The 13222-nt window shown below is 69.6% G+C and carries 10 protein-coding genes and 1 pseudogene; 7 read left to right on the forward strand and 4 right to left on the reverse strand.

Translation table 11 applies throughout. The annotated features are described in order from the left end of the window. The first annotated feature begins 14 nt into the window (after positions 1-14). Together OG714_RS51000 and OG714_RS51005 are read left to right on the forward strand one after the other, a co-directional pair. Complete coding sequence (locus tag OG714_RS51000) at positions 15-1958, forward strand: RiPP maturation radical SAM C-methyltransferase (RefSeq protein ID WP_406132220.1); 1944 nt, start codon at positions 15-17, stop codon at positions 1956-1958. Continuing rightward, the gene (locus OG714_RS51005) at positions 1955-2602 is read left to right on the forward strand and encodes a DUF5825 family protein (RefSeq protein ID WP_406131323.1); all 648 of its coding nucleotides are present in this window, start codon (positions 1955-1957) and stop codon (positions 2600-2602) included. The genes OG714_RS51000 and OG714_RS51005 overlap by 4 nt, the downstream gene beginning before the upstream one ends. On the opposite strand, the gene OG714_RS51010 is transcribed toward OG714_RS51005, so the two are convergent. Further along, positions 2567-3334: a Stf0 family sulfotransferase gene (locus OG714_RS51010; RefSeq protein ID WP_406131324.1), complete on the reverse strand. Its 768-nt coding sequence runs from the start codon at positions 3332-3334 to the stop codon at positions 2567-2569. The genes OG714_RS51005 and OG714_RS51010 overlap by 36 nt on opposite strands. 600 nt (positions 3335-3934) lie before the next feature. Here OG714_RS51010 and OG714_RS51015 point away from each other — a divergent pair. Beyond that, positions 3935-4432 carry a pyridoxamine 5'-phosphate oxidase family protein gene (locus OG714_RS51015; protein WP_406131325.1) on the forward strand — a complete coding sequence of 166 codons (498 nt, stop codon included), beginning with the start codon at positions 3935-3937 and terminating at the stop codon, positions 4430-4432. Between the two features lie 26 nt (positions 4433-4458). On the opposite strand, the gene OG714_RS51020 is transcribed toward OG714_RS51015, so the two are convergent. Continuing rightward, positions 4459-5055 (reverse strand): NADPH-dependent F420 reductase, encoded by a 597-nt coding sequence (locus OG714_RS51020; protein ID WP_406131326.1) that lies wholly within the window; start codon positions 5053-5055, stop codon positions 4459-4461. Between the two features lie 76 nt (positions 5056-5131). After that, on the reverse strand, positions 5132-5971 hold the full coding sequence (locus OG714_RS51025) for an inositol monophosphatase family protein (RefSeq protein ID WP_406131327.1): 840 nt from the start codon (positions 5969-5971) through the stop codon (positions 5132-5134). 134 nt (positions 5972-6105) lie between these two features. On the opposite strand from OG714_RS51025, the gene OG714_RS51030 reads away from it, so the two are divergent. From OG714_RS51030 to OG714_RS51045, 4 genes and pseudogenes are all read left to right on the forward strand, one after another. Then, complete coding sequence (locus tag OG714_RS51030; protein ID WP_406131328.1) at positions 6106-7029, forward strand: LysR family transcriptional regulator; 924 nt, start codon at positions 6106-6108, stop codon at positions 7027-7029. Further along, positions 6995-7660: pseudogene (locus OG714_RS51035) on the forward strand (LysR family transcriptional regulator). The gene OG714_RS51030 and the pseudogene OG714_RS51035 overlap by 35 nt, the downstream one beginning before the upstream one ends. 100 nt (positions 7661-7760) lie before the next feature. Next, positions 7761-9794 carry a hypothetical protein gene (locus OG714_RS51040; RefSeq protein ID WP_406131329.1) on the forward strand — a complete coding sequence of 678 codons (2034 nt, stop codon included), beginning with the start codon at positions 7761-7763 and terminating at the stop codon, positions 9792-9794. Positions 9795-10290: 496 nt separating this feature from the next. Then, entirely contained in the window at positions 10291-11082 is a 792-nt protein-coding gene (locus tag OG714_RS51045; RefSeq protein ID WP_406131330.1) for a hypothetical protein, read from the forward strand. 279 nt (positions 11083-11361) lie between these two features. On the opposite strand, the gene OG714_RS51050 is transcribed toward OG714_RS51045, so the two are convergent. After that, entirely contained in the window at positions 11362-12984 is a 1623-nt protein-coding gene (locus tag OG714_RS51050; RefSeq protein ID WP_406131331.1) for a cellulose binding domain-containing protein, read from the reverse strand. Positions 12985-13222: the final 238 nt, after the last annotated feature.

The following is a 13222-nucleotide window of genomic DNA, read 5'->3' on the forward strand; positions in this document are numbered from 1 at the left end:
CCGCCTTGCACATCGTGTTGGTGGACATGCCGTGGTCGTCCCTTGACGCACCGTCCCTCGCCCTCGGCATTCTCAAACGCCGCATCCTCGACGTCTTCCCCGACGGCGCCGCGGACGTCGAAGTGGTGCACGCCAACCTCGACTTCGCCGACTGGGTGTCCGCTCGTACGGAATACGGCTTCGAGGAGTACGACTTCTGCGCGACCTCGTACTTCTCCGGGCACAGCGAGTGGATCTTCTCGGCCGCGCTCAACGGTCAACCCCGTTGGCGGGTCGCCGAGTTCACGGAGCACTTCGGCGAGAAGATGCCGGAGCACATGCTGGCCAAGGCGCGCGAACTGCACGAACTCGCGCCGCTGTTCGTCAGGGAGACAGCCGCCAAGATCGCCGCCACGGCACCGGACGTGGTCGGCTTCACCACCACGTTCGCGCAGAACGCGGCGGCCCTCGCGGCGGCCCGGGTGGTCAAGGAACTGTCGCCGAGCACCACCACCGTCTTCGGCGGCGCGAACTGCGACGGCCCGCAGGGCGCCGCGCTGCACCGCAACTTCCCGTACGTCGACTTCGTGGTGCGCGGCGAAGGAGAGATCGCGTTCCCACGGCTGCTCGCCGCGCTCCGCGACGGCGACGCCGCCGACCTGGCCACCATCCCCGGCCTGTGCCGCCGCGACCCGGACGGCCTGTCCGTGGCCCATCCCATGGACGCCGCCCCGCTGCCCCCGGGAGCACTCGTCACCCCCGACTACGGCGACTACTTCGAGCGGCACGCGCGGTCCACCGCGGGCGGCTGGGTGGAGCCGCGACTGGTGGTGGAGGCCTCGCGCGGCTGCTGGTGGGGCGAGAAGCACCACTGCACGTTCTGCGGCCTCAACGGCTCGTTCATGGAGTTCCGCAGCAAGGACCCGCGGCGGTTCGTGGACGAGATCCTCGGCCTCGTCGAGCTCCACCGCGTACTCGACGTGTGGGTCACCGACAACATCCTCGACATGGCCTACCTCAACTCCATGGCCCCGCTCCTCCAGGAGAGCGGGTACGACCTGCGGCTGTGCTACGAGATCAAGTCGAACCTGCGGCGCGACCAGCTGGCGACGCTGTTCGCGGCCGGAGTCAGCTATGTGCAGCCCGGCGTGGAGAGCCTCAGCAGCCGGGTGCTGAAGCTGATGGACAAGGGGGTGAGCGGCTGCCAGAACGTACGGCTGCTGCGGGACGCGGAGACCGTCGGCGTCAACCTCAGCTGGAACTACCTCTACGGCTTCCCGGGGGAGACCGAACAGGACTACGACGAGATCGTCGACCAGCTGCCCGCACTGCACCATCTCGGCCCGCCGGCCAACTCCACCCGCCTGAAGGTCGAGCGGTTCAGCCCCTACTTCGACCGCCCGGAACTGGGCTTCGGCGACCTGCGCCCCGCCTCGCACTACCACCACATCTACGACCTGCCGGAGGCTGAACTCGCCGACCTGGTGTACATCTTCGACTCACCGCACCAGGGCATCGCCGGCCCATGCCTGGACCGCCTGCGCACGGCCGTCGCCGACTGGACGCGGGCGTATCCGCGCAGCCGCCTGACCCACTGCGACCTCGGCACACACATCGTCCTGGTCGACACCCGGCCGGACTTCTCCTGGCGGCTCCTCGACCTCACCGACCCGTTCGAAGTGACGGTGTTCCGGCTGCTCGACACACCGCACAGTCCGGCGGCGCTGCTGCGCAAGGCGGCTGCCCGGTGCGCGGCCGCAGGGGAGTCGGCCGGGGAGGTGACGGACGAGCGCGTCGCCGGACTGCTGGCGCGCTGGCGCGCCCTCGGCCTGGTCTTCGCCGAGGGCGGCCAGTACGTGCAGGTCGCGCCCGCGGTGGCCAACCAGGACCTGCTGCGGCTCGACGGCGCCGGACTGCACGGGGACGGCGCGTCGCTCGTCCCTGCTCTGACGGCCCCGGCCGCAGGAGACACCCGATGAGCCCGGAGCTGACCCTGTGGAGGGACCGCGATCCGGCCGCCATGTGTCTGCCGGACATCTACTACGGCACCCTCGAGCGACCGCCGGACGATCCGGTGGACGCCGTCGCCCAACTCGCCTCCGCCGGCGTCCAGTTCGTCCAGGTGCACGAGCCCGTGGACCTCACCGATCCGGACGGCGTGTCCGCGGTCGCGGTCCTCCTCCTCGTCCGGGAACTCACCAGCCACGGCATCGCGGTGGACTGGACACTGCGCATGCCGGACCCCGCCCACTGGCGCGCGCTGAGCCACCTGCATCCCCCAGCAGCCGTCTTGCGCAGCTCCACGGGACAGGATAACGAAGACCACGTGGTCACCGAGTGGCGCGACTCGTTCCACATCGCGAAGTGCGGCTACCGCCGCGGCCCCGGATTCCTGGAGATCCGCGACCACCGCTGGGGCTCCTTCCGACGCCTGGTCGTCAACGCCCCCCGGAGCACGGCGTTCCAGAGGCTGCTGGACGGCGTCCCCGTGGTCGCGTCGGCGTCGACGGAGCGGGTTCTGGAGCGTCACCTGCGCGAGAACCTGGTCCATCGCGCCGGGCGCTACTTCTGGTGGACGCCGTACCGCCTACGACGCTGGCCGCTCAGCACGACGATCCCGTAGGAACCTCTCGACCCACCGTTCCGTCAACTCGTCGGCCTGACGCCTGATCCCCGGAGCCGGCACGGATGCGGGCGCGCCGACACCGAGGAAGTCCAGGCATGCCAGCAGACCTGCCTCGTAGTCCGCGACCATGTCCTCGTAGACGACGGTCTGCGGGACGACACCGTGCCGTCCGAAGTAGTCCTCCCAGACCGACGCGTCGCGGTCGAGCATCCGCAGATGGCGGCGGATGTCCTCATAGCTGTACCGGGGAGCGGCGCGCGAGCTCCCCTCAGGCAGAAAGGTCCCGTCCAGGATCCAGACACCGGTCTGCTCGGCCATGGTGTACGACACGGCCTGCCGCAAACGGTCCCTGCGTTGGATCCAGATGTACCGGGGTGCCTGGAGGATGTCGTACGGGTCGACCTCCAGGCCGGCGAGGTGCCCCGCGTGGATCCGCAGCCCGAACACGCCGTTGGGGCTGGTCCGGTACGTCATCAACTGCCGTACGTAGCCCGCCGCCAGCTCCTGCGGATCGTCGGAGTCGAATCCCCACCGCTCGAAGTAGTCCAGCACGAAGGCGTCGGCGAAGTAGTCCTCGGCGAACCCGGCCAGCCCGGTGTGCCACAGGGCGCGGGCGAGCATGTTGCTGCCGCACCGGGGGGTCGACGCGAGCACGTAACGGACCGGCGGCAGACCGGTGAAGGGCGGGAAGTCGAACTCCGGACCGTTGGTCCGATAGCGCAGCACCATGCGAACACCTTCGCGCTCGGCACCCGTGGTTGTCACCGGCTCCGTCCCGTTCCCGGCGCGGTGCACACACCGACGACTCCCACGGAGGGGGCGTCCGCATCACACCTGCGGTGGACCACGCGGCCGCCCTCATGGAGCTGGAAGCCGGCTCGGCGGCACGCGTCCACGACGGCCAGGACCCGACCGAGCTGATCACCTGGTTCATGGCGCTCGGCAGACCGGTCAAGGCGGGCGTGCCGGGACCGGATTTCAGCAACCCGGCTTCGATCAGCAGCTGCCGCGTCACCTGCAACAGGCGGCCGTCGACTCGACGACAGTGCCGCCCACGTCTTCACCGCGGGCCCCGCGGCCGGCGACGCCATGCGCAACCGCTGCACGGGGCGTCCGGCCGTTCCCGGGGGAGAGGGGAAGCTCTGCGCGGAGTCCCTCGTACTGGTTGCGCGGGGCTCGGCGGTGGTTGGGGCCGCCCCACGGTCGAATTGCCGCGGCGAAAGCATCGGCGGTGCTGAGGCGATTCAGGGCCGGTGGATGTCGAGATCGCTGTGACCGCTCCGTCCCTGGGGCAGATGGCGACGACTTCCCCTTCCCCGGAGGACGATTGTGCGAGCGAGTGAGATCACCGAGATTCTGGACCGGCCGATCAGCCGGGAACTGCTGGCACGTGACGTGGCCCGGCTGGCGTACACGGCCAAGGACGGCACACCCCGGAACATTCCGATCGCGTTCACCTGGAACGGCTCGGAGATCGTCATGTGTACGACGAAGAACGCCCCGAAGCTCCCGGCTCTGCGGGAGAACCCCATGGTCGCGCTGACGATCGACACCGAGGTGCACCCGCCCAGGATCCTGCTGATCCGCGGTCGGGCGGAGCTGGATGTCGTGGACGGCATCCCGGAGGAGTACCTGCGGATGAACGGCTCCTACGAGATGACGCCCGAGCAGCGGGTCGAATGGGAGGCCGAGATCCGCTCGCTCTACGACGGCATGGTCCGGATCGTGGTGACGCCGACGTGGGTGAAGCTGATCGACTTCGAGACGACCCTGCCGAGCGCGGTCGAGGAACTGATCAGGCAACGGGCCGAGCGCGAGCACGCCTGATCATCGCGTGCGGCACCGCGCGTGGATCAGCGGGCGATCGAGATCGCGAAGGGCGCGAATCCGCTGGACCGGATCACGTGCGGTACGAAGAGGATCGCGGACTCGACAGCCCGGGAGGTCTCGATCCCGCCGAGGTCCGTGATCCACTCCTGCTGCCAGCCGAGGTCAAGGAGAAGCCCGCGCACGATCTGCTTGGCCTCCGGGTCGGTGCCGGAGAGAAAAGCGGTGGGCGTCTGAGCGAGTGCGGCGGGCGCGGTCATCACCGAGTGAAGCATCGTGTTGAGCGTCTTGACGACGGACGTCTCGGGCAGTGCCTCCTGGAGCTGCTCCGCGAGACTCGAGCCGGGGTAGAGCAGGTCGGCGGGCAGTCCGTCCGGTCCGTCGACGGTGGCGTTGGAGACGTCCACGAGGATCTTGCCCCGCAGCTCCGCGCGCAGTGCGGCGAGTCTCTCCAGCGAGCCGGCGCCCGGTGTGGCGTTGATGACGATGCGCGCTGTTCGTACGGCGTCCGCGACGGCGCCCGGCGAACGGGTCGCCACGGTCACCTCGTGCCCGGCCCGGCTGAGGGCGGTGGCCAGGCTGCCGCCGACGCGGCCGCCGCCAAGAACGGTGATGTCACTCATGCTGAACTGGTCCTCCTGGTCATTCTGTTTCTCGAAAGCGCTCAGCGCTCAGCGCTCAGCGCTCAGTGCTCAGCGCTCAACGGGAGAGCGCGGCGACCGCATCGGCGTGCACGTCGGGTGTGGCGGCCAGGAAACTCTCGCTCTCCGGAGTCCAAGGGCGGCCCTCGACGTCGGAGATCCGTCCGCCGGCCTCGGTGACGAGCAGAGCCCCCGGAAGCAGGTCCGCGCGGGCTCCGGCGAACTGCCAGAAGGCCTCGATCCGGCCGGCGGCCACGTTCAGCAGGTGCAGGGTGGCGGGCACGGATGTCCGCACCACGAGCGCCGCAACGAGCATCTCGGTGATCGACGCGCCGACGCGCCGCACGACCTTCTCGTCCTCGTCCGGCCTGGCCTGGCTCGTGGCCACGATGCTCAGACCGAGTTCCGGGGTCCGGGACACGCGCAGCGGCCGGCCGTCGAGGTGAGCGCCGGCGCCCGCGAGCGCGGTGTACGTCTCGCCGGTCATCGGCAGGTGGACCACGGTGAGCACCGGCCGGTTGTCGCGTACGAGGGTCGCGGTCACCGCCCACTCCGGCAGGCCGTGCAGGTGGTTGACGTTGCCTTCGGCCGGGTCCACCACCCACCATTCGCCTGCCGGGAGGGCGCCGCCCGCCAACTCCTCCTCCACCCAGCGGGCGTCCGGACGCAGGGCGGTGAGACGCGGGCGCAGGACGTCGAGGACCGAGTCGTCGTTGGCGGCGAGCGCACGCATCAGCTCGTCGCGGGTCCGGTAGGGGACCACGTCCCCGAAGCGGTCCCGCAGAGCCGCACTCGCCGTGCGTACGGCGAGCTCGGTCTGTGCGAGCAGGCCGGCGTCGGAGGTGACGGCGGAGTCGGCGGCTGTGGCATCGCCGGTGTTCCGCATCGATTCGGGCATGGCGGTACTCCCATCTGAGCAAGGGGATTGAGGTCGACCGGGCGAGAACCTGGTTCGTCCGCGCCCGCAGTTCGACGGTAGGAGAGGCCATGATTAACATCAAGTGCATGTAAAGCACGCCTAGGATGACTCCCATGCAATTGGATCTGAATCTGCTCGCCGCGCTAGACGCTCTCCTGGAGGAGGGCAGCGTGGCCGGCGCCGCCGACCGCCTGCACGTCACCGCCCCCGCGATGAGCCGCAGCCTCGGCCGGATCCGGCGTACGACGGGGGATCAGATCCTGGTGCGCACCGGACGCACGATGACCCCGACGCCGTACGCGATCGCCGTCCGGGAACAGGTGCACGACCTGCTCCAGCAGGTCCAGGGCGTGCTGGCGCCGAGCCGTGAACTCGACCTCGCGACACTCGAACGCACCTTCACGCTCCGCTGGCACGACGCGCTTGTCGCCCTCAGCGGGCCCGCGCTTCTGGCCGCCGTGCGCGAGCAGGCGCCCGGCGTGCGGTTGCGCTTCATCGCGGAATCGAGCATCGACACACCTGAGCTGCGCCGCGGTGAGGTCGACCTCGCCGCGAACGCCGACCGCCCGACCGCACCCGAGATCCACGCCGATCGGGTGGCCGAGACCCAGCAGGTCGTCGTCGTGCGGCGGGGGCATCCGCTCACCCGCGTCAAGACCGTCACCGCCGCGCGGTACGCCGCGGCGGAGCACGTCAGCGTCTCGCGGCGCGGCAGGCTCGGAAACATCCTCGACGACGCCCTCGCGCGCCTCGATCTCACGCGACGTGTGGTGGTCACCGCGCCTACGGAAAGCGCCGCGTTCGAATTCGCGCGGGCATCCGATCTCGTCATCACCGCCCCCGAATCCACGGCGCGTTCGGCCGCCACGGATCTCGGCATGGTCCTGCTCCCTCTCCCGCTCGACCTTCCACCGGCCCCGGTGTACCTGTCGTGGCATCAGCGTTACGACACCGAACCCGCGCACATGTGGCTACGAGATCTGGCGCGGACCGCGCTGACCGATGCGGTGGGCGGAGAGGGGCCGACGGCACGGTGACACCCCTGTACACATGAGCCGGCCGCCGTTGAGCCGGGCGATCAAGCAGCTGGAGACCGAGGTCGGCGCTCTGCTGTTCCACCGCTCGCCGGTCGGCGTCGCGACCCTCACCGTCGGCATCCTGGGCGACGGCACTGATCGGGCAGCGAGCAGGCCGGCGGCCGCTTGTCGTCGAAGCCGTCCCGGCAGCGACATCCGTATCCGGGATACGGACCTGACCGACCCGACCTGCGGCCTGCGCGCCGGACCGGTCGACGTCGCCCTGACGCGGGCGCCGTTCGACGAAACCGCCCTGACCGTGCGGGAGTTGCGTACCGATCCGGTGGGTGTGGTCCTGCGCGCCGATGATCCGCCCGCCCGCCGAGGCCGGCTGCGGCTGGCTGACCTCGCCTATCGTCGCTGGTTCCAGCTCCCGCATTGAACCGACCCGGCGCGGCAGTCGTACTGGAGCGGCGGCGAGCCGCGCGAGGACCCGGTGGTCCCGCCGACCGACATGGCGCCCAGCCGGGTGGTCGCGGTGTGGAACGAGGCCGACACCAACCCGTTGATCCGATCGTTCATCGAGATCGCGACAGCCCGGAGCGGGCATGGCCAGTGGATGGGACGAAAACTACTGGCCAACCAGAGATGAACTATTTAAAGCCATCAGATGTACAACCCTTCACTTCCTCCCCGTGTCGAACCGGCGTGCAACGGCGCCGCCGTCGCGGGAGGTCCTGTGGGGGGATTTCATGTCCAAGATGGTCCGTTGGCTGTGTGCTGTCCTGCGCGTGCCGGGGAAGGCCGACCTGCTGCTGGTGTTCCTCTTCGCCGCAAGCTTTGCCGCGTTGCCTGTCTTCGCGCTGCTGCCGTCCCTGTGGGGCTTTGCCGCCGCGTCAGCCGTCAGCTACGTCGTGGACGAGGCCTTGCACGTCCGGGCACCCCGGTTTGTCCGCAGGCTCGCGGCACTGGAGGTCGACCGCACCTTGCGGTTCGCCTTCAGAACGCTGATGCTGCTCGCCCTGGCCGAGCACACGGAGGCCCCGGATCGGGTGCTGGTCGCCGGACTCGCCGTCTTCGGCGCCCATTTCGCGCTGGTGATGCTGTACTCGGCGGTGCACCACGCGATCAGTCGGCGGCGGGTGCTGCCGGTGGCCGTGCGCAACCTCGACATGAGCGGGTCCGGCATCCAGAAGCAGCCGGCCGCCTATCTCTTCCGGCGTTTCCTGCGCAAGGTGCTGCACCTGGACCTGCCTGCCCACGTGGGGCTGCTGGTGGCGCTCGCGGCCGGGACCTGGGTTCCGGCGGTCATCGGCTACACGCTGACGGCCGGGTCGGCAGTGGCAGCCGTCGTGGCCCTGCTGATGGAGTTCCGCCGGGCCCGCCGGATGCCGGGAAGGGGCGAGGTGATCGCCGAGGTCAACCGGCAACTGGCGGGCTACCGGCCCGAGGTGGCCCTGTACTTCAGCTTCGCGTCTGTGTCCCGGGACTTCATGTACCAGGTCAACATGTGGATCGACACGCTGGAGCAGCTCGACCGACGCCCGCTGATCATCCTGCGTGAGCAGGCCTCGTTCCGGTACCTGAGCCGCACACGGCTCCCGGTCGTGTGCGTGCCCAAAGCCGATGACCTGGCCGAGCTGGAACTGCCGGACGTCCGGGTCGTCCTGTACCCGGGCAACGCCGGCAAGAACGTGCACATGTTGCGCGTCGCCGAGGCCAAGCACGTCTTCATCGGGCACGGCGACAGCGACAAGCTCGCCAGCAGCAACCGTGTCAGCAAGGTGTACGACGAGATCTGGGTGGCCGGACGGGCCGGGCGGGACCGTTACCAGCGGGTGCGGCACGCCATCAGCGACGAGGCGATCGTCGAAGTGGGACGTCCGCAACTGTCCTCGATACGGCTGCACGCCGACCACAGGCCGGGCCCGCTGCCCGTCGTGCTGTACGCCCCCACCTGGGAGGGCTGGAGCGACGACGACTGCCACACCTCCCTCATCCCGATGGGCGTGCCTCTGGTCGAGAAGCTCCTCGCGCAGAACGTACGGATCATCTACAAGCCGCACCCGCTCACGGGCCGCCGCTCTCCCGAGGCCGCCGCCGCGGACCGGGCCGTCCGCCAGCTGCTGAGCAACGACAACGAGCGCCGCGAGAGACCGGAGGCGCAGGCCGTCCTCGCCGCTGGGCCGCGGCTGCGGGACATCCGCGCCCGGATCGACGAGCTGGCCGGAAGGCACAGCGGCGACTACACGCAGCAGACCCGCGACGCGCGAGTTCCCGACCGCGGCGACACCGCCGAGTGGCACACCCTGTACGCCGAGTGGCACCGGCTCTTCTGGGAGAGCCACGGACCGGTCCGGCATCATGTGATCTCCGGTCAGTTGCCCACGCTGTACGAATGCTTCAACCAGGCGGACCTTCTCATCAGCGATGTCTCCTCGGTGGTCGCCGACTTCGTCGCCAGCCTCAAGCCGTACGTTCTGACCAACGCCCAGAATCTGCCCGACGAGGACTTCCGCGCCGCCTACACCACCGCCGGCGGTGCCTATCTCCTTGACCGCGACTGCGCCCGGCTGCCAGAGATCCTTCGCTCGGTCCGCGAGCCGCGCCACGATCCGATGGCGGTGCACCGTGGTGAGTTCAAGGAGTACGTGCTGGGCGCGGACGTCCCGACCTCCATGGAACGCTTCAACACGGCCGTCAACGCCCTGGCCGACAGGGCCGTTGAGGAACGGGGCGAGCACCGGGAGGACGGACACCATGACACGGTCGGGGTTCTGGCTTAGTCGCACGACGCCCGGTTCGTGATCACGCGAGGCCGAGGAGGGCCGGCCGGGGTAGCGGATCACGGGAGTCGAAGGCGGATGTCGGCCGCGATTGGACAGCCGGTGGAACAGCCGTGTGTGGCCCTCCATCAATGGACTCCTGCGGCTCCTGAAGCGATGGATGGTGGGCCGTAAGCGCACGCAGCAGCCGATCGGGGCAAGGGCGTCGATGAGCGGCTGCGTCGGTCGCGTGCGGGAGAGGACGGGGGGCTCCGCGGAAGCCGTTGAGATGGTCCGCTGCCGTGGTCGTTCTCTCCCCCCCGCCCGGCAAGCAGCTCCTGATCGACCACGCGGCCTGGTTGTCGGCAGCGGTGAAGTCGACAACGGACATGCGGACACTGGTTCGAGATACGGGGCAACCGGGACCGTCCCTCATGGGTCTAGCCACCGATGACACACCATCAGGTTTCGTCGTACACGGGGAGGCGGCGAACCCATTGTCCCAAGGGGGGACTTCATGCGCATGCGCCCGGCTGTCGCCGTCACTTTTCTGACGGTCGCTCTTTCCGCGTCGGTACTTCCGGCCACCGCCCACGCGGCGGACAGGGCCGCTGCCGACGGCACCACGTTCTCGAACGTCGCGGTCAACGGTGGCAAGGACATCGTGCTCGGCCTGACCACCAGAAAGACCGTCACGATCACGTGGACGGCCCGGGACCCGGAGGGCGTGGCCGCGTCCTGGGCCTACCTGTGGCACGGTCCCAACACCGACGACGCCGACGGCATCCTGCCGCTGTACCCACCGGAGGGAACGTGCGTGGTGTCGTCGGCCGACCCGGCCACCACCGTCTGCAAGGTGAGCTTCGCCGTGGACGCCCGGCGGGACTTCGACCACAACGGCCTCGCCGGTACCTGGAAGGTGCTCGCCGGGGCACAGGACACCACCGACGACTGGACGGAGACCGACGTCGCCGGAACGGTCGACGTCAAGCGGTATGCCACGGTGACCGTCAACGCCTCACCCGAACCCGTGAAGAAGGGCAGGACGATCACGGTCACCGGAAAGCTGACCCGCGCGAACTGGGAGAGCGGCAACTACACCGGTTACCAGGGCCGACCGGCCCAGTTGCAGTTCCGTAAGAAGGGCAGCTCGGTCTACACCGCGCTGAAAACCGTCACCAGCGGCGTCGGCGGCAAACTGAAGACCACCGTCAAGGCCAAGACCGACGGCTACTTCCGCTACGTCTTCACCGGTACTCCCACCACCGGCCCCGCCACGGCGACAGGCGACTTCGTCGACGTCAGGTGACGAACCGCGCCCGCCCTCCCCAGTCGGCGCGGCCACACGGGGCCGCGTCGAGGCCGTGGCGTTCGGGCCGTGCACCGTTCGGACCAGGGAACTCGGCCACCACGCCCGGGGTTCGATGTCGATCACGAGGGCGGGCGGCGGTCTCCTTGGCGGCGGGTGCTTTCGGGGCGGCCCGCAATGCCTCGGGCTCGGCCACCGCAGGGTCCCCAACTCGTGCGGGTCGAGCCGGGGCTCGGCCCGCACAAGCTGCTGTGCGGGGGCACAGGTGGCCTCGTGGGCTCAGCCCGCGTAGGTCGCGAAGAGTTTGGAGAACTGGTACGGGGTCTGCGGGATGTTCGTGCACTGGCTCAGGGCGCCGGTGCAGGCGTTCCCGTCGCGGGTGACGTCCCAGAAGCCCAGTTCGCCGAGGTGGTTCTGCTTGGCGAAGGTGAGGACCTGCTGTGCGTCGGCGACGGTGAACACCTCGCTGGCGGTGTCGTTCTGACCGAGCATCGGAGTGAGGCCCACCATGGCCCAGGTCTGGGCGGTGGTGAGGGTCGGCCATACCGAGGCGATCTGGGCGCGGGTCGAGGTCGCGGCCTGGATGGCGTAGGTGCCCATCTTCCCGGAGGGGTTGGGCGCGGCGCTGTCGCCGTAGTCCATGGCCATCAGGTTGACGGTGTCGACGTTCAGGTTGTGCGACTTGGCGGAGTTGAGGATGTAGACGCCGTCCGCGGTCAGGCCGCTGGGCAGGACCGGGAGAGTGAGCGTGACCTTGAGGTCGCGGCCCTTGGCGCGCTGCGCGGCCTGGACGGCGGCGACGGCCGTCGAGCGCCGGTCGATCGAGGCGTGGTCGACCGCCGCGGCGCCCTCGATGTCGAAGTCCACGCGGTCCAGGGCGTAGGCGTCCACGACCTTCTGGTACTGCGCCTGGAGCGCGGTCGTGCTGGTGCAGGCGAGGGCGAGTTCGGTGCCCGACGCGCCGCCGAAGGACGGCCGGACGTCACCGCCCATCGCGCGCAGCGAGTCGAAGTCCGCCCGGTCCCAGGCCGCGCCCGGGTCGAAGGAGTTGAACCAGCTCGCGTTGCAGCCGGTCGACCCGGCGGTGATGAACCCGAGCGAGAACTGACGCAGCCCGGTGTTCGTGGCGATCTGCGTGAGGTTCGGCGTCGGGTAGGCACCGAGGTCGATGAAGGGGGCCGCCACGCCGGGCGTGGTGCCGCTGCCCGCGGTCGCGGTGAGCGTCGCGGAGTGCGCCGACTGGTTGTTGGAGTCGTCGAGCGCGGTCACCGAGAAGCTGTGACTGCTGCCGGGGAGCAGGCCGATCACCTTGAACGTGGTGCCGGTGCCGGAGGTGGTGGCGATGACGTCGCTGCCCTCGTAGACCCGGTAGCCGACCACGCCGACGTTGTCGGTCGAGGCGTTCCAGCCCAGCGTGACGCTGCCGGGGCCGGTGGCCCGGACGGCGAGTCCGGCGGGCGTCGAGGGCGCGACGGTGTCGGCGGGGACGCCGGCGCAGGGGCCGTTGTTGATCAGGCAGGCGCTCGGCGGGACGACCGAGCCGGTGTAGCTGAAGTCCATGCCGACGACGGGCGCGGAGTCACCGGGGGCGAGCGGGGCCTCCCAGGTGGGGGAGGTGATGGTGTACTGCGTCCCGCTGTGGGTGACCGTGCCGTTCCACGAACTGGTGACGGCCTCGGTCGCGGGCAGGGTGAAGGTGATGGTCCACGAAGTGACCGTGTGGGTGGACTTGTTGGTGACCGTGTAGCCGCCCTCGAAGCCGGCACCCCAGGTGGAGGTGATGCCGAAGGAGGCGATCAGACCGGTGTTGTCGGCCGCGTGGGCGGCCGGGATGGTGATCATGGCCGTGCCGCCGACCATCAGGGCGGCGGTCAGTGCGGCGAGCGGCGACGCACGTCTCATGCGGATGCTCCTCCGTGGGGCGAGGCCGCGCACGGCGTCGCGCCGGTACGCGGATTGCGGTGCCCTGAACGCCCGTTGCACGGCGGAGAGGCGCGGGTGGGGAAGAGCCGTGCGACGTGATCAGGGCAGGGTGAGGCAGGGGAAGACCGTCGAACGGCGGGTCGTGAAGTTAACCGGAAACTTTCCTTACATCTGCCTGCGGTACGAAGCGTGGCTGGCTGCGTCGGCCGGCGTCAAG

The organism is Streptomyces sp. NBC_00989, from assembly GCF_045162655.1.
Taxonomy (GTDB): Bacteria; Actinomycetota; Actinomycetes; order Streptomycetales; family Streptomycetaceae; genus Streptomyces.